Here is a 17,381-nt window from a genome sequence, read left to right on the forward strand (position 1 = left end):
ATTCTAGTCCTCGTTCGCGATCTCGGGTTGTGCTGTTTGCTGTAACTGATCAAAGTCAAATAACTGCTCTAAATTAATCAGAACCACATGCCTATCATTCACCGAGGCGATCCCTTCCATGTACCACTCTTCGCGTCGATGTAGCCCAGGCGGGGCTTTAATTTGCTCTGTACTCAAGTTATGTACCTCTGCAACGGCGTCGACCACGATGCCCAATGAGATACCTTGCTTGTCTCTTACGATGATAATTACGCTCATTGAGGTCAGCGTGGCTGGCGGCATACCAAAACACTGGCGAATATCCATGATGGGGATGTATTCTCCCCGTAACTCCAGCACACCTAACATGTGCGGCAACGAATTAGGAATACGTCGCACCTGTGACCAACCGCGAACCTCTTTCACATCCAAGATGTGCACGCCGTACTCTTCGTCTTCCAGTAAAAAACTCAAATACTCTCGTGATTGCTCCATATTTATTTCACCTATATCCAGTGCTCGATACGCAGCAACTCATCAACATTGATTAATGACATTACCCGCTGGTCAACATTGAGCAGGCCACTTACGTAGGCAATCACTTGGGAATCACCGATAGGTGGCATAATCTGCCCTTCACCTTGATCCACCACATCTGATACCGCATCCACCACAACGCCCATGACCTTGTGGTTCGCGGCTTCACTGGCGCGTAAAATCAGCACGACCGTTTCACGGTGGTAGTCCGCTTTTTTGGTGTTAAACCGCACACGTAGATCCATGACAGGCACAATCATGCCGCGCAGGTTAATGACGCCGAGAATAAATTCCGGAGAACGCGGCAATAGTGTTGGCGGCTCCCAAACTCGGATCTCTTCGACGGTTTGGATATCCACGCCATAAAGCTCACCCGCTAAATCGAAGCTCAGGTAATCGCTGCCTTGTAAACGATCGACGCGGTCGTCAATGTCCACCACGTCTTCCGACTGCATCAGATTCTGCATGGCCTCTCCTTATGCCGCGGCGATATGACCGCTAGCGTCACTGACGCGCGACAAGAATTGCGTAATGAGTCCTTGGATATCGAGGATGAGTGATACCGAGCCGTCACCCAAAATAGTGGCACCGGAAATACCTGCCACGCGGGTATAATTAGACTCTAAGCTTTTGATCACGACTTGCTGCTGACCCAGTAATTCATCGAGCAACAGCCCGACTTTCTTATCGCCCGCTTCAACCAAGCAAAGCAATTGCTTATCGAGATCCTCGCCACAGTGCCCTAACCCAAATTCTTCTTTTAAGCGCAAAATAGGGATGTTTTCATCGCGTAGGCGATAAAGCTGTACGCCAGACGCGGTTTTAATTTGTTGGCTATCAATTTGAATGGATTCGATAATAGAAATAAGTGGCACCACATAAACTTGGCCCGCCACCTTGACGAGTTGTCCGTCCAAAATCGCCAGCGTTAATGGCAAACTGATTTTGAATATGCTGCCTTTTTCGGGTGCTGAGTGCACATCGATATTACCGCCCAACTGCTCGATATTACGGCGTACGACGTCCATCCCCACACCACGCCCTGATACGTCTGATACCTGATCAGCGGTTGAAAAGCCCGGTGCGAACACAAGATTGAACACTTGCGTGTCCATCAACTCATCAATCGGTAAGTCATCTGAGATGAGGCCCTTATCCAGCGCTTTTTGCCAGATTTTTTCTTTGTTCAGTCCGGCACCATCATCGCTAACTTCAATCACAATAGAGCCGCCTTGATGATAGGCATTCAAATGCACTAACCCGATTTCGGGTTTGCCTTTTCCTTTTCGCTCTTCGGGGGACTCTAAGCCATGGTCGACCGCATTTCTTACCAAGTGCACCAGCGGGTCGGAGATACGCTCTAAAACCGTTTTATCCAGTTCAGTGCTTTCCCCTTCAATCATCAGCTCTACACGTTTACCTAACTGTGATGACAGGTCGCGAATCAAACGAGGGAAACGGTTAAAGGCAAAACTAATCGGCAACATGCGGATATCGAGCACACTCTCTTGTAGCTCTTTAGTGTTTTGCATCAACTGCTCGAGACCTGACTGGAGTTGCTCAAGTTTTTCTGGAGAAAAGTTACTACTGAGTTCAGCCAGCATAGATTGTGTGATCACTAATTCGCCGACCAAATTGATCAGGTTATCGACTTTGTCGATCTCAACACGAATGGAGGAAACGCTAGCATCACTTTTCGCTGCAGGTTTGGGCGCCGTTTTTTTGCCACTGGATTTGCTGGCTGTCTGAGCCTTGTCCGATGTTTGTTCCTCAGCAGGTTGCGCTGATGCCACAAGCGCACTATCAGAAGCCACTGTATTCTCTGAAGCTGAAGCCGTTGCCGCAGAAGAAGATCCTGCCGATGCTTCCTCATTGCGCGTAATACTCAGCTCACACTCATCTTCGACCCAATCAAAAATCGCTTCGATATCTTCACGGGGAATATGCCCATCAACGCGCACTTGCCATTTTAAAAACAATTGCTCGGGATCGAGTTCGGTAAAATCTGGCAGAGCAGAGGGATCACACACAATATCCGCCCCACCGGGGAGTGCTTCAAGCTCTCGAAGAATACGTACCGGATCATTGCCGGAAAACAACATATCTGGGTGAGGCTCAAAACCAACCAGCCATTCGCCCGCTACCGAGACAGCCGGGACATCAGCGACGTCAGGTGCTTGCGCTTCGGAGGGCGCTGCGGCCTCATTTCCCATGATGGCGTTTAGCGCTTCGGTCACCGCATCACGTTCAGAGCTGTCGTAGTCAGTGTCGTTTTCATACGACTCCAACATAGACAAAATGCAGTCCCCACCACGCAGCAGCACATCAATAGTGTGACTATCTAGCTGCCGCTTCTCTTCACGCGCTTCATCAAGCAGCGTTTCCATGTCATGGGTGAAATGACTGATATCATCGAGATTAAATGTCGCGGCCCCCCCTTTAATCGAGTGGGCTGCGCGGAATATGGTGTTAATTGATTCTAGGTCAGTGGCTTCAGGGTCAAGAGCCAATAACTCTCGCTCCAGCACTTCCAGATTCTCGCGGCATTCTTCATAAAAAATACGCCGTAGCTGGTCCATGTCCATGGCCATAGAATCCTCCGTCGATGCGCCTTACAACACGCGCTGTAGTGTNGCTTAACGATCCAGCCCGTCGCTCCGGCAGCTTTACCGGCCGACTTTTTCTCTGCTGATGTTTCGGTGGTCAACATCAAGATGGGAGTAAATTTGTACTGCGGCACGCCGCGCACTTGTCGCACAAACTCCAACCCATCCATCACTGGCATATTGACGTCTGAAATAATGAGGTCGAATTTTTTAGTCTTCGCTTTGCGCAATGCGTCTGCGCCATCGTTTGCCGTTTCAACTTGGTAACCGGCTTCTTTCAAGGTATGACTCACCATTTGCCGAATGGATACTGAATCATCTGCTGCAAGTATATTTGCCATCCTCTTACCCCAACTCCATGTATTAACGATTGAGCTTTAGTAGCTCGACCATGCCTGCGGTTTGCGCGGCGCTATACAGGCTTTCAGACACATTTTGCCACTGCAGTTCCTCTTGGGTTCGAACCAAACAAAGTAATAACTGCAAGCCCGCCCCATCAATCCGATTGACACTGCCCGCGTCTAGGGTGCACTGCTTTTCGTCGCCGATTTTGTTTGCGATTTCTTCTTTAATTGATTGAATCTGGGTGATATCTAATGACTCTCCAAGGGTAATTTCCATCACAAAGCTGCTCTAACTGTTTGTTTAAAAAAACATGTTTTTTGTTTCGCGTTATAAGTGTAGCAACTATCTACCAAGTGATGATTTTTTAGCCATAGCAAAAAAAGAGGATGTTCAGGAAGATGTTCATTTAAAACAAGAAAGCTGGACAGCAAAGACAAAAAATACAGTCGCTTAAACATTGGATGGGACGACGAAAGAAAGGCGTATGAAGAAATGCATGCCGCATGCCGGATTTGAAATTAGCGAGAATGCTCACACTTCGTACAAAACAGGGTGTAATCAGTAATGAATATTGTTTGTTAGGCGTTTAAGCTGAAATTTACTTTGACATTATGCAGTTAATACTATTAAATAGCGCTCCTTAGCCCGGATAGCTCAGTCGGTAGAGCAGGGGATTGAAAATCCCCGTGTCGGTGGTTCGATTCCGCCTCCGGGCACCATGTTTATGAAAATCCCTGCTCTCTCGAGTGGGGATTTTTTTATGCCGACACCGTGTCGGTGGCCTTGCAGGCCGCAATCTATTCCGCCTCCGGGCACCATGTTTATGAGAATCCCTGCTCTCACGAGTGGGGATTTTTTTATCTGTTTTTTATCTCGTTATCTCCACACTCACGTTTATCATCTGTCCATCACGCTTCATGTTGGTTTTCCTATCTAGCTAGGGAAAAGCGCCCGCCGAATCAATTAAAGTCGGCTATCTTTGTAATACATCAGTGGCAACATGATTGAGTGGGGATATCAGAGATATCAATAGTCTGTGTGGCACCCCGCATTAAACCACATACTGTACTGGTAGTATGGCGTAACACCACATTCATTCACGGACCAAACAGGCGCAAATCTCCCAGAGTGAGCATGGCAGCAGGTAGCATTAAGCTTTCGACCGAACGGCTACAAGCCGGTTTATATATAAAACTCCCACTGAAGTGGCGTGATCACCCTTTTATGCTGAATCGTTTTCAAATTGAGAGCGATGCACAAGCCAAGGTGATTCGCTCGCTCCCGATTAGTTTCGTGTATTACTACCCAGATAAAAGCATTTCGACGCCTCTCCCTGCACTTGCTGAGAAAACGGAAAATCCTGACGAGGTGGATCCCAACGCCGTGCACCGTGAAAAAGCAGCCATGGAGCAAGAAAAGCAGAAACGGATAGAAGAGCAGCGCCGTTTTCGCGCCCGTATTCAGAAAGTACAGCAACACTATCAACGTTCTATGGCACAGCTTCGCGCTATCAATATGAAGGTGTCACAGCGCCCCCAAGCCGCCAATGAGGATGTCCGCATGCTGGTGGATAGTCTGATGGTTGTTGGCGGCGAAGCAAACGTCACTCTTCATTTGATGGACGACCCTTCTCTTGCGGAAGATATGTATGCGCACTCATTGAATGTGGCAGTATTGGCCCTGATGCTGGCCAGAAGCCATGGTTACGACAATGATAAAATCCGCGCTCTTTTAACCGGCGCCGTTCTTCATGATATTGGGACTAAAAAAGTCCCGTCGGCGATTATTCGTAAAAAAGAGCGTTTGACTGAACCGGAGATGAATTACTATCGCTTGCATGTCGCTTACGGCTCGGAGCTGATTACTGAAATGGATGAGTGTACGTCGAGCGTGGAGAAGATCCTTGCCCAGCACCATGAATACGCCGATGGCAGTGGTTTTCCTGAGGGCCTTCAAGGGGATAATATCGACGAGATGGCGCAAATCGTCAGCATGATGAACTTTTACGATCGGTTATGCCGCCCTCAATTTGGTGCGCCGGCACGCATGCCATTTGCCGCCCTATCTCATCTTTTTAAAGACAACAAAGATAAATTTAACCCGCGGTTGCTAGCACTGTTTGTCAAAATGATGGGCGTGTATCCACCCGGTACCGTGGTAAGACTGTCAAGTGGTGAGACGGGAATGATCATATCGGTCAATAGTAGTGCTCTGCTGAAACCCAACGTCATGCTTTACGACCCAGAAATTCCAGCGGATCAAGCGACCATTATTGATATGCGAGAGAGTGATCTAGAGATAGACACCGCCGTGCCTATCTCTAAGTTACCGCAGGAAATTAAAGATTATTTGAAACCGAGAACACGGATTTCCTACTTTATGGATGGGGATGGCTAGTGACTGGCCGACTCGACTTTTTCTGTCTTGTCCGCAGCACGCTGTAATTCAACCACCAGATTGTCAATTAAGCGCGTCTGTCCCAAGTAAGCCGCCACTAAGATAACAGCTTGACGACTCTCTTCAGTGACTTGGCCAAGGGTTGACGCATCACGGATATAAAACTCATCCGGTTGCAAGCCAGCGGCACGGAGTTGATCGTGCGCATCTTCAATGAGATCGTCCAGATCACGACGGCCATTACGCATCTGTGCGCTCATCCAACGCATCGTTTTCGCGAGCACTGGCGCACGCTGGCGCTCATCGACAGTCAGGTTGTTGTTGCGAGAGCTCATCGCCAAGCCATCACTCTCACGCACAGTTGGCACACCGACAATCTCAATCGGCATCGCCATATCTGTGACCATTTTGCGGATCACAGCAAGTTGCTGAAAGTCTTTCTCGCCAAAGCACGCCACACTGGGCTGTACTAAGTTAAAGAGCTTAGTGACGACGGTCGCCACCCCACGAAAATGTCCGGGGCGCGATGCGCCTTCCAGCATGGTGGCGAGCCCTGGGACGTCCACCGTGGTGTGTGTCTCAAGCCCTTGAGGATAAAGCACCTCAGCACTCGGGGTGAAGACGAGATCGACGCCCTCTTCACGCAATTTGGCTAAATCGTCTTCCAAAGTGCGTGGATAATTGGCCAGATCGTCTGCTCGGTCAAACTGCATCGGGTTCACAAAGATGCTTACCGCCACCACTTCACCAAGCTCACGCGCCTTACGCACCAGCGTTAAATGCCCTTGGTGTAAATTGCCCATTGTGGGTACAAACGCAATGCGTTTATCGGCTTTTCGCCACTGGCTAATCTGATCGCGCAGCGGCGCAACCTCAGAAATCACCTGCATACTCGGCCTCTCTATTTAAACGTATGTGCGGGACCCGGAAACTCACCGCTTGCTACTTCTTTGACGTACTTGGCCACCGCTTCACGCGCGTCGCCAGTTTCAGCCAAATAATTTTTTGAGAATTTAGGCATGTAATTGGCAGAGACACCGAGCATATCATGCATGACCAAAATTTGACCATCGGTGTCACCGCCCGCACCGATTCCAATCACGGGTACCGACACAGTGTCAGTAATACGCTTAGCCAGTGAGGCGGGAACGCATTCCAGCAAGATGATCTGCGCGCCGGCTTTTTCTAGCGCGACCGCATCAGCCACCATCTGCTCGGCTTTATCTTCCTCACGGCCTTGTACTTTAAAGCCACCGAAAATATTGACTGACTGAGGGGTGAGACCCAAGTGCGCACAAACAGGTACGGCACGCTCGGTCAGCATTTTTACTGCGTCCACCAGCCATGATCCGCCTTCAATCTTTACCATATTGGCGCCAGCTTTGATCAGCTCAGCAGCATTGGCACAGGCTTGCTCCGGTGTGGCACAGCTCATAAATGGCATATCTGCCATCAGCAAGCTATTTGGGCTACCCGCACGCACGCAACGGGTGTGATAAGCCAGTTCTTCAACCGACACCGATAAGGTATCGCTCTTTCCTTGCAGAACCATTCCAAGCGAATCGCCTACAAGTAAAACAGGCACTTCCTGTTGCTCGAACAATTGGGCAAAACTCGCATCATAAGCCGTCAGTGATGCAAACTTTTGGCCCTGCTGCTTCCATGTCATCAGATCAGTGATTGTGATTTTTTTCATTATGTCTCCCAAAGCCTGAAACTGGGGCCCACCGATTAAGCGTGATCGCTAATACGGGTTAAACCATTACGATCGACGCGCGTCAGGCTCGCGGCGAGGGTGCTGCCGTCGGGCAAGCACAAGTCGGGGGCAATGTCGGCAAGTGGATAAAGCACGAACTCGCGCACTTTCATGCCGTAGTGTGGCACCGTCAGTCGCGGATGATCGATGACGCGATTGCCATAGAGCAAAATGTCGAGGTCCAAGGTTCTTGGCCCCCAGCGTTCTGCTTTGCGTTCCCTGCCATAATCAAGCTCAATCGCTTGCGTTGCATCCAATAGTGTCAAAGGGTCAAGGTGGGTGTCCAGCGCAATCACCGCGTTAATATAATCCGGCTGATCAGCTGGCCCCATAGGTTTACTCGTGTAAAGCGGAGATGCCGCAACAAACTGACTTTGCGGCAATTGCTTTAAGGCAGCAATCGCTTGGTTCGCCTTTTCTATCGGGTTCCCCAAGTTACTACCAATGGCGATATACACACGATTCATGAAGATGAATTCGATTGTGGTTTACGTCGTCGTGGCGCTTGCTTACGACGGCGAGGTTTACGTGTATTACTCACTTTATTAATGGCGCGGACCATTTTCTGTCGGCCACCTTGGTCGGCACGTTGGAAATCACGCCACCATGCACCTAGCACCTCGGTATCTCCACCTTCAACCGCACCACGCATTTCTAACAAATCAAACGCCGCACGGAATTTGGATTCGTCGAGCAATTTGAAGGCGCGAGCCCCTGTGCGACGCGTCATGCGCATTTGCAGTTGCCAGATTTCTCGTACCATTGCCGTGAAACGGCGTGGAATTGCCACCGTTTTCACTTGCTCGTCCAGGATGTCGTTAGCGGCTACCATAAAGGCATCGTAATAACTCAAGCCACTTTCGAACGTCATCTCCTCAGCACGTGTTACCACGGGATACCAAAGCATGGCAGCAAACAAAAAGGCTGGATTAATCCGTTGACTGTTGGCGATCCGTTTATCCGTGGAGCTTAAGACCTGCTCAAGCATTTGTTCGGTTTGACTGGTGTGCTCTTCGGTAAAGTGCGCCGCAACCGCAGGGAAAAGCTGTTCGAAGAGATGATACTCTCGCAACATTTTATAGGTTGCCAAGCCTTGACCTGCTTGCAGCAGTTTCAGACTTTCTTCAAACATGCGCGCCGACGGGATTTCTTGTAGCAACGGGGCCAAGGTTTCAATCGGTGCGGCCGTGGCCGGATTGATGGTCATGTCGAGTTTGACGGCAAAGCGTACCGCACGCAACATCCGCACCGGATCTTCGCGATAGCGCGTTTCAGGATCACCAATCAAACGAATAATGCGGTTGTTCAGGTCGTCCACACCACCGGCGTAATCTCGAATCGAAAAATCAGCGATGTTGTAATACAGCGCGTTAACGGTGAAATCGCGACGTTGTGCATCTTCATCAATGCTGCCATAGACATTGTCTCTTAGCAGCATGCCGTCTTCTGAACGCGCCGTGTGCTTACTTTTCTTTGGATCAGTGTGATGACCTCGGAAGGTCGCCACTTCAATCACATCACGGCCGAACAGAATATGGGCAAGACGAAATCGCCGTCCGACAAGGCGGCAGTTTCGGAATAGCTTACGCACTTCATCTGGCGTGGCATTGGTGGCGATATCAAAGTCTTTGGGGTCACGCCCCAAGAGTAAATCACGCACACCGCCACCGACGAGGTACGCCTCATAGCCCGCTTTATGCAGGCGATAGAGCACTTTCAGCGCATTTTCGCTGATACCTTTTCGCGAAATGCCATGTGCTTTGCGGGGGATAACTTCCAACTTAAGATCCTCTATTGCTCGTGATTTATTATCACGATTCAGAACCTTACGGCAAAAGCTGGTCACTCGATTAAAGATAGCTCACCTCGTCATTTACAGTTCGGGCCATGAAACAGCGGCATATAATATATCAGGGTGGGAAATTTTAGAATGCTGTCTTTACCTCTGTTTCCCGTGGCAGGGTGGCTATTGACCATCTTTTTACCGCTTCTGCCAATAATTCTCCCGGTTTCGCCGAGCGCCAATCCGGATAAAATGGCATTCCCAAAAACGCTAATGCGGCTAGCAACGCTGGCATTGGGTCGGCGCGATTAATCGCGGGAGCATGATTCTGCTTAGATAATTTGTTCCCATCGGCATTGACTGCCAAGGGCAAGTGTAGATAGCGTGGCGCCACCTTACCCAGCTTTTGATATAAGGCAATGTGACGCCCTGTGGGCATAATTAAATCCGCGCCGCGCACCACATCCGTAATGCCTTGGTCAATGTCATCCAAGACCACCGCGAGATTATAGGCATACAGACCATCACGCCGTTTGATAATAAAGTCTTCACGGGCAAGTGCCGCATCCATGTCTAGCGTACCGTGAAGCCGGTCCTCAAAGGCGAGGATTGCTGCCGGGCTTTTTAAACGTACCGCCGCTTGCTCTGGCCCGTGATGCTTCTCTCGGCATGTCCCTAAATAGATGCCACCTGCCGCTTTAATTTGTTTACGTGTGCACGTGCAATAGTACGCCTCGCCCGAGGCTAACCACGCATCAATCTGCGCTTGATAATCAAGCAAGTGATCACTTTGATACCGCACCGCACCGTCCCAATGCAGCCCATAGGCTTCGAGTGTTTGCAAAATATCACTCGCCGCCCCTGCAACCTCTCGCGGCGGATCAATATCTTCGATTCTCACCAGCCATTGTCCATCGTGAGCGCGTGCATCTAAGTAGGAGCCTAGCGCAGCGACCAAGGAACCAAAATGCAAAGGGCCGGACGGTGAAGGCGCAAAGCGGCCAATATAGTGCGTGTGCGAGGTCATGATAAGCGGGCAATCAAGGGCATAAGCCTGGTGGCAACAAGGAATAGCGCAAATTGTACGGGGATATAGCCTGAACACAAGCATACCAAGACACAAAAAGGGAGCCGAAGCTCCCTTTTATCCAATTGGGTATACCGCCAATTCACTGCATTGGCTGTCGGGGCAATTAGCCCGCCATTTGCTTTTCTTTAAGCTCAGCAAGCGTTTTGCAGTCGATACATAGCTCGGCGGTCGGACGCGCTTCAAGGCGACGAATACCGATTTCCACACCGCACGAGTCACAAAAACCGAAGTCATCGTCTTCAATGCGTTGTAGGGTTTTGTCGATTTTTTTGATCAACTTGCGCTCACGATCGCGGTTACGCAGCTCCAAACTGAACTCCTCTTCCTGCGCCGCTCGGTCAACAGGATCGGGAAAGTTTGCCGCTTCGTCTTTCATATGGTTAACCGTACGATCGACTTCTTCCCTGAGCTGATTACGCCACGCGTTGAGGATTTTACGGAAATGCTCGAGCTGTGGCTCGCCCATATATTCCTCACCAGGCTTCTCCTGGTATGGCTCTAATCCGGCAATGGCCAGGATGCCCAGCGATTTCTTTTCTTTGCTTTCTGGCATTCAGCTTCTCCTAAAAACACCTTGACATGACCCGTGTCAGTCAAATGAGGGCGCTATCTATATCAGAAAGCCTATAGGGTGGCAATCTTTGATTTACGCCCTGCTACGCCCAGTGTGAACATGTCTACACTTTTGCTGTATTCGCAACAAAAGGTACGGAATTAACCAGTATTAGCTCACTTGGCGACAACTCAGCTTGGTAACAAATTACTTCCACACCCGCCGCCACCGCGTCATTTAATAACTGATTATAGTCCGCGTCGATATGGGGGGCACCGGTGACTTTTTCAATCCCTGAATGCAAAACAGCAAACAGTAATACGGCACGATGGCCTTGTTCGACCATTGAAATCAGTTCACGCAGATGCTTTTGCCCTCGGGTTGATACCGCATCTGGGAAGGCTCCCCAGCCATCCTCCTCTAATAAGGTGACACTCTTTACTTCTATATAGCAGTCCGTTTTGTCATCGTCACGTAATAGAAGGTCTATGCGACTGTTTTCGCTGCCATAGCGTACTTCTGTCTGTAATTGTGTATAGCCGGCTAGTTCAGGAATACGCCCAGCCTCAATCGCCTCGACCACTAAGGTGTTGGCGCGGGCCGTATTGACACAAATCCAGTGACCTTGCTGAGTGTAATTGAGCTCCCAGCTATTCGGATATTTACGCTTTGTATTGTCCGACGTGGAATACCACACGGTATCACCGGGAGTTGCACAACCCGTCATAGCGCCTGTATTGGCACAATGCATCGTCAAGGTATCGCCATTGGCCAGCGTGACATCGGTTAAAAAGCGTTTATAACGGCGCACTAAAGTGGCCGACTGGAGTGGTGGCGAAAACTGCATGCTCAATTCCTGCTAGTAAGATCAAACGCATGTAAGCATTGGTATAAGGCTATCCCCTCACTATCACGCGGGCCATGTGTGGCTGGATGAGAAGGCGAAGCGTAGAGACCAAAGCGTTGGCAAGTAAATGTTAGCGACGGTAGCGACGGTCCGTCCAAACCTTGAACGGTTTTAACCCCTCGACGTAACGTGATGTGAGGAGTAAACGCATGACTATCACGCTGTGCTGGCCAAGCTGCTAACTGGCTTAAGCGATGGGCCAGATCGCACAACATAGCGGGCGGCGTCGCGACGGTGGCACAAGCGATGTTTGGCCCTGACCAGATGGCTAATTGTGATAATGTCAGGGAGAATGAGGAGAGACAAATAGCGTTGGCCTCTTCACACAACGCTGGTAACACCACCTTCGGCACGTCCCCTAAAAACGCTAGCGTGAGGTGCAAGTTGGCGTCAGGCACGGCGCGCCCTTCCCCTGATAGCTGATTTTTATAGTCAGCCAGCGCCTCTCTGGCAGCAAGGTTCACGCTCTCATTCAAGCCCAGCGCGAAAAATACTCGCATGGGGTCTCCTTTTGCGTCTGGTTCGTTAAAATAACCGCTTTGATTCTGACACAAAGGGCAAACGCTTGTCTCAGCTTCCGATTGATGCCGTGATTCCGCCGTTAATTGACGGCTTGCGCCAGTACCCACAAATCATTTTATCGGCGCCACCGGGCGCCGGTAAGTCAACGCGCCTGCCACTCGCACTGCTCGAACGCACCGCCTTAACCGGCAAAATCCTACTCCTTGAACCAAGACGTTTAGCTGCGCGAAACATCGCTGCTTTTTTAGCGCAACAGTTAAATGAACCAGTTGGACAAACCGTGGGGCTGAGAATGCGTGGCCACACACAAGTCAGTGCCAACACCCGCTTAGAAGTAGTTACCGAAGGTGTCCTGACGCGCTTACTGCAACAAGACCCCATGCTAGAAGACGTAAGCCTGATCCTATTCGATGAGTTTCACGAGCGCAGTTTACACGCCGATCTAGCGCTGGCCCTAAGTCTCGACAGCCAAGCGGGCCTGCGCGACGACTTACGTTTAATTGTGATGTCAGCGACCTTAGACAATCACGCCTTATGTCAATGTCTGCCTGACGCATTGGTACTCGCCACCGAAGGGCGAAGCTTTCCAATTCATTATCACTATCAGCCAATCGCTCGCCGTGACCAGTGGGAAAGTGCGGTGGCACGCGCCAGTCTCGACTTTATCCGACAACACTCAGGCTCGGCACTGATGTTTTTGCCCGGGATGCAGGCAATACGCCGCGTCCATCAAGCGCTACAAAACACGCTTCCCGATGACATGGATTTACATCTGCTTCACGGTAGCCTCGACTTTTCAGCGCAGCAAGCGGCTATCGCACCTGCACCCAAGGGAAGGAGAAAGTGGGTACTGACCACCAATATTGCAGAAACCAGTTTGACGATTGATGGGGTCCAGCTGGTCATTGATACGGGTCTTGAACGTTTGGTGACCCACCACGCGCAGACGGGTATCGATAAGCTCGTCACTCGGCATATTGCGCGCAGCTCTGCAGTACAGCGCGCAGGACGGGCCGGACGACTCAGCGAGGGACATTGCTTACGTCTTTATAGTGAGGAGCAATTCCAGCGCCTGCCAGCGGCCCCTGATGCACCGATTCTGCGCGAAGACTTAACCGACTTGGCGCTTAATGTGATCCAATGGGGCTGTGACGTCCAAGATTTACATTGGCTTGACGCGCCCCCCGCGAAACATTGGCAAGCTGCCTGCCAAAGACTGACACAATTGGGCCTGACGGATACACGACAGACATTCACCGCGCTCGGGCAACGGGCTAGCCAATTGGCCGCCCAACCTCGCGCTGCAGCGATGCTCGCACGCGTGGAAACGGCCGCCACATCGGTGCAATCGACCGCTTGCTGGTTAGCCGCTTGGGTGGATAAACCGGTCAGAGGAAACGGATCATTATCGCTTATCGATCAGGTGCGCGCCGCGATGTCATCGCGAGAGCATCAATCACGGGCCAAGTCGCTGGCTCACGCACTTGGCATCCGTTTGACCCATACACTCGATGAGCAGGCATTGCCGTTATTGGCCGCTTTCGTTTGGCCCGATCGCATTGCGCAATCACGTGGGCAATCGGGGCGCTTTGTGATGGCAAATGGTCACGGCGTCACACTCGACAGCCAAGATCCCCTGAGCCATGCCGACACGCTGGTGATCTGTGATGTAATGGCCAGCGAGCGTAGCGATAGCCGGGCCTACTGCGCCATTGCGTTATCCCTGACGACCTTGAGTGAGGCTCGTCCCGATCTGTTTACACACCGAGAAGTGATCGCGTGGGATGAACAGCGTGGCACGCTACGTGCAGAAAAACAGCAGTGTTTGGGAGAGCTGGTGCTTAGCCGCCAACCGCTTGATACGCTTACCGCGGAGCAGAAAGTGCAAGGGTTGCTTGATGCGGTTCGTCAAAAWGGCCTTCATGCATTGAATTGGCAGCCAGAAAGTCAGTCCTTACTCACACGGGCGCGCTGCGCACAGGCGTGGGGACTCGACATTAGGTTACCGCCTTTAAGCGATGCGGACTTGCTTAACACCCTCGATACATGGCTTGCGCCGTTTATGCATGGCCTGTCGCGTTGGCAAGCACTTAAACAGTTAGATCTAAAACCAGTACTCGAAGCTTGGTTTGGGTATGAGACGACGCAACAGCTTAACGCCGCCCTACCCACTCACCTAACGGTGCCGACTGGCTCTCGCTATCGACTACGCTACGAGTCTAACAAGGCACCGGTTTTGGCGGTGAAGATGCAAGAGATGTACGGACAAGCGCAAACACCGACGCTTGCCAATGGTAAGGTAGCGGTCCAGCTTGAGCTGTTGTCCCCTGCCGGACGACCGTTACAAATAACCCAAGACTTAGCGGGCTTTTGGCAAGGGGCCTATAAAGAGGTGCAAAAAGAAATGAAGGGACGCTACCCTAAACACCTTTGGCCGGATGACCCAGCCAATCATGTGCCCACRCGCAAAACGAAACGCCATTTTAACCAGAGTTAACCGATTGTATGGCTAATAAAAAAACACGCACTAGCACTAAGAAACGCACCGCGCCGACCCGTCGCACTAAAAAAGCGACCGCCAAGCCAAGCTGGACCAAGCGCTTGCTTGCCTTCGGCTTTAAATGCAGTTTGGTCGGTATAGCGGCTATCGTTATCCTCGGTATTTACTTAGATGGCAAAATCCAAGACAAGTTTAATGGTCAAATTTGGCAGCTCCCGGGCGTTGTCTATGGCCGTGTGATTAGCCTGTCACCGGGGAGCGATTTTTCCTTGGTTCAGTTGCGCCAGCAGCTAGATGCACTCAACTACCAAAAAGTGCGTACCCCCAAGCGCCCCGGTGAATACTCAGCGTCGCAGACACGGTTAGAAATCATCCGCCGTCCGTTCGACTTTGAAGACGGTCCGGCCACCGCTCGGCACGCCATGCTAAGCTTTAACGGCAACCAAGTGACCAAAATCACCGAGGTAAGCAGCAACCAACCGCTTGGGCTGTTGCGTATCGAACCCAAGTTATTGGGGATGATGGAGTCTGGGATCCACGAACAGCGTTTATTTTTACCCCGGGAGCGCTTTCCTGAATTTCTGGTAGAAGCCCTGATCACAACCGAAGACCGCGACTTTTACCACCACGAGGGGGTCTCGCCAACGGGAATATTGCGAGCCTTGGTGGCCAATATTCGTGCAGGTCGCACTGTACAAGGTGGCTCAACCCTCACCCAACAGCTCGCCAAAAACCTGTTCCTAACCCGTGACCGCACCTTGTGGCGAAAAGTCCAAGAGGCCTACATGGCACTGTTGCTCGATTTTCGGTATAGCAAAGACAAAATCCTCGAGGCTTACCTCAATGAAGTGTATCTCGGTCAAAACCGCGGTGAACCTGTGCATGGATTTCCATTGGGCGCCAGACTCTACTTTGGACGTCCCATCAACGAGCTGCGCGTTGACCAACTTGCGTTGTTGGTTGGCATGGTCAAGGGGCCGTCTTATTACAACCCGTTCCGTCATCCCGAGCGCGCGAAAACTCGTCGCGATCTCGTTTTACGGTTAATGATGGAGCAAAACCTACTCACCAGCGCAGACTATGATGCGGCCGCCAGCCGCCCGCTAGATATTCAAAGCACGCCCTCGCTGGCAAGCCCCCAACCGGCTTACTTTGATCAGCTCAAAGAAGAAATTCGTCAAAAGGTCGGCGACAAATACGCTGCTGGTGCTGGCCTGCGCATATTCACCACCCTCGATCCTGTCTCTCAACAGGCCATCGAAGGAGCGGTGACCACTAAGGTCAAAGCATTAAAAGGACGGGCCGGTAACCAACTGGAAGCAGCCGCAGTAATTGCCGACCGTCGCAGTGGCGAAGTTCGCGCCATGGTCGGCGGCGCAAAGCCCGGTTTCGCCGGATTTAACCGCGCCCTGAACGCAAAACGCCCGATCGGATCATTGGCTAAACCGGCGGTGTATCTCGCGGCATTAAGCCATCCGACCCGTTTTCAGCTTACCAGCGACATTGACGACAAACCTATTCGTCTTGAGGGCAGTCAAGGCAGCAGTTGGCAACCGCGAAACTATGACCGTCAATACCGAGGCAGTGTGTCTTTGCTCACGGCACTGGCCAAGTCGTATAACGTGCCCACGGTGAATCTCGGCATGCAACTGGGCTTAGGTGAAGTGATTGACACCTTCGGCAAGCTGGGTGCCAATACTGATGCCATTCCACGCGTGCCATCCGTGCTGCTTGGTACATTTAGCATGAGTCCGTTTGACGTTACTCAGATGTATCAAACCCTCGGCAGTGCTGGTCAGCGCGCGCCTCTCACCGCACTGCGGGCTGTGACCACCAAAGAAGGCCATAGTCTTTATCGCAACTGGCCCAAAGCAGAGCGTGTCGTACCAGAGCAAGCCGGTTGGTTAACCTTATATGCGATGAAACAAGTCGTTCAACAAGGAACGGGCCGCTACTTACGGCAACATCATGGCCAGTTTGCACTCGCCGGTAAAACAGGTACAACCGACGATAACCGTGATAGCTGGTTTGTTGGCATGGATGATAAGGAAGTCACCACTATTTGGTTGGGCCGTGATGACAACCAATCAACGGGACTGACCGGTGCATCAGGGGCGTTGCGTGTCTATGACGATTACCTCACGCGCCGCGGTGCGAGCAACCTCAGCGTCGCGTGGCCTGCACAAGTCACTACGGTCACGGTGCAGCATAACGCGAGTCGCTATCAACTGGACTGTTACGGTAACCAAAAACTCCCTATGTGGGATCCGAGTGGTGAGTTAGCGAAACGGTGTGATAARCCAGACCCAGTCGGATGGCTGAAAGGCTTGTTAAACTAAACCAAAAAGCCCCAGTTTGGATAGCTGGGGCTTTTTTAACGATCAATTAGATAGCGTCATCTTAGCG

At 51.2% G+C, this 17,381-nt stretch carries 15 protein-coding genes, 1 tRNA gene and 1 pseudogene; 4 read left to right on the forward strand and 13 right to left on the reverse strand.

The window, feature by feature from the left end; all coding sequences use genetic code 11:
- Window positions 1-3: 3 nt before the first annotated feature.
- The 5 genes and pseudogenes from BZJ18_RS03250 to BZJ18_RS03270 form a co-directional block, all read right to left on the reverse strand.
- Window positions 4-474, reverse strand: coding sequence for a chemotaxis protein CheW (locus BZJ18_RS03250; protein ID WP_069588433.1), 471 nt, complete (start codon window positions 472-474; stop codon window positions 4-6).
- 11 nt (window positions 475-485) lie between these two features.
- Window positions 486-983 (reverse strand): chemotaxis protein CheW, encoded by a 498-nt coding sequence (locus tag BZJ18_RS03255; protein ID WP_077455317.1) that lies wholly within the window; start codon window positions 981-983, stop codon window positions 486-488.
- A gap of 9 nt (window positions 984-992) precedes the next feature.
- Window positions 993-3,107, reverse strand: a complete 2,115-nt coding sequence (locus BZJ18_RS03260; RefSeq protein WP_077455318.1) for a chemotaxis protein CheA — start codon at window positions 3,105-3,107, stop codon at window positions 993-995.
- 44 nt (window positions 3,108-3,151) lie between these two features.
- Window positions 3,152-3,463, reverse strand: a pseudogene (locus BZJ18_RS03265) (response regulator); the annotation flags it as partial.
- A 22-nt stretch (window positions 3,464-3,485) separates the two neighbouring features.
- Window positions 3,486-3,743 (reverse strand): STAS domain-containing protein, encoded by a 258-nt coding sequence (locus BZJ18_RS03270; RefSeq protein ID WP_077455320.1) that lies wholly within the window; start codon window positions 3,741-3,743, stop codon window positions 3,486-3,488.
- A gap of 367 nt (window positions 3,744-4,110) precedes the next feature.
- On the opposite strand from BZJ18_RS03270, the gene BZJ18_RS03275 reads away from it, so the two are divergent.
- Together BZJ18_RS03275 and BZJ18_RS03280 are read left to right on the forward strand one after the other, a co-directional pair.
- Window positions 4,111-4,186 (forward strand) — tRNA-Phe (locus BZJ18_RS03275).
- Between the two features lie 415 nt (window positions 4,187-4,601).
- Window positions 4,602-5,864: an HD-GYP domain-containing protein gene (locus BZJ18_RS03280; RefSeq protein WP_077455321.1), complete on the forward strand. Its 1,263-nt coding sequence runs from the start codon at window positions 4,602-4,604 to the stop codon at window positions 5,862-5,864.
- Here the strand turns inward: BZJ18_RS03280 and panC are convergent.
- From panC to thpR, 8 genes are all read right to left on the reverse strand, one after another.
- Entirely contained in the window at window positions 5,861-6,754 is an 894-nt protein-coding gene (gene panC, locus BZJ18_RS03285) for a pantoate--beta-alanine ligase (protein WP_077455322.1), read from the reverse strand. The two genes, BZJ18_RS03280 and panC, sit on opposite strands and share 4 nt — an antisense overlap.
- Before the next feature lie 11 nt (window positions 6,755-6,765).
- A complete protein-coding gene (gene panB, locus BZJ18_RS03290) occupies window positions 6,766-7,560 on the reverse strand; it encodes a 3-methyl-2-oxobutanoate hydroxymethyltransferase (protein ID WP_077455323.1) in 795 nt (264 codons plus the stop codon).
- Window positions 7,561-7,595: 35 nt separating this feature from the next.
- Entirely contained in the window at window positions 7,596-8,087 is a 492-nt protein-coding gene (gene folK / locus BZJ18_RS03295; protein ID WP_069588415.1) for a 2-amino-4-hydroxy-6-hydroxymethyldihydropteridine diphosphokinase, read from the reverse strand.
- Window positions 8,084-9,442: a polynucleotide adenylyltransferase PcnB gene (gene pcnB / locus BZJ18_RS03300; RefSeq protein ID WP_069588471.1), complete on the reverse strand. Its 1,359-nt coding sequence runs from the start codon at window positions 9,440-9,442 to the stop codon at window positions 8,084-8,086. The genes folK and pcnB overlap by 4 nt, the downstream gene beginning before the upstream one ends.
- Before the next feature lie 103 nt (window positions 9,443-9,545).
- Window positions 9,546-10,430: a tRNA glutamyl-Q(34) synthetase GluQRS gene (gluQRS, locus tag BZJ18_RS03305; protein ID WP_077455325.1), complete on the reverse strand. Its 885-nt coding sequence runs from the start codon at window positions 10,428-10,430 to the stop codon at window positions 9,546-9,548.
- A 166-nt stretch (window positions 10,431-10,596) separates the two neighbouring features.
- Entirely contained in the window at window positions 10,597-11,046 is a 450-nt protein-coding gene (gene dksA, locus BZJ18_RS03310; RefSeq protein ID WP_069586438.1) for an RNA polymerase-binding protein DksA, read from the reverse strand.
- A gap of 124 nt (window positions 11,047-11,170) precedes the next feature.
- Window positions 11,171-11,893, reverse strand: coding sequence for a DNA/RNA nuclease SfsA (gene sfsA / locus BZJ18_RS03315; protein ID WP_077455326.1), 723 nt, complete (start codon window positions 11,891-11,893; stop codon window positions 11,171-11,173).
- Window positions 11,894-11,895: 2 nt separating this feature from the next.
- Window positions 11,896-12,453 (reverse strand): RNA 2',3'-cyclic phosphodiesterase, encoded by a 558-nt coding sequence (gene thpR, locus BZJ18_RS03320; protein WP_077455327.1) that lies wholly within the window; start codon window positions 12,451-12,453, stop codon window positions 11,896-11,898.
- A gap of 65 nt (window positions 12,454-12,518) precedes the next feature.
- Here thpR and hrpB point away from each other — a divergent pair, with 65 nt between their 5' ends.
- Both hrpB and mrcB read left to right on the forward strand, forming a co-directional pair.
- The gene (gene hrpB, locus BZJ18_RS03325; protein ID WP_077455328.1) at window positions 12,519-14,972 is read left to right on the forward strand and encodes an ATP-dependent helicase HrpB; all 2,454 of its coding nucleotides are present in this window, start codon (window positions 12,519-12,521) and stop codon (window positions 14,970-14,972) included.
- 8 nt (window positions 14,973-14,980) lie between these two features.
- Window positions 14,981-17,314, forward strand: coding sequence for a penicillin-binding protein 1B (gene mrcB, locus BZJ18_RS03330; protein ID WP_077455329.1), 2,334 nt, complete (start codon window positions 14,981-14,983; stop codon window positions 17,312-17,314).
- The last annotated feature ends 67 nt before the right edge of the window (window positions 17,315-17,381 follow it).

Source organism: Salinivibrio sp. IB872, from assembly GCF_001995345.1.
Classification (GTDB): Bacteria; Pseudomonadota; Gammaproteobacteria; order Enterobacterales; family Vibrionaceae; genus Salinivibrio; species Salinivibrio proteolyticus.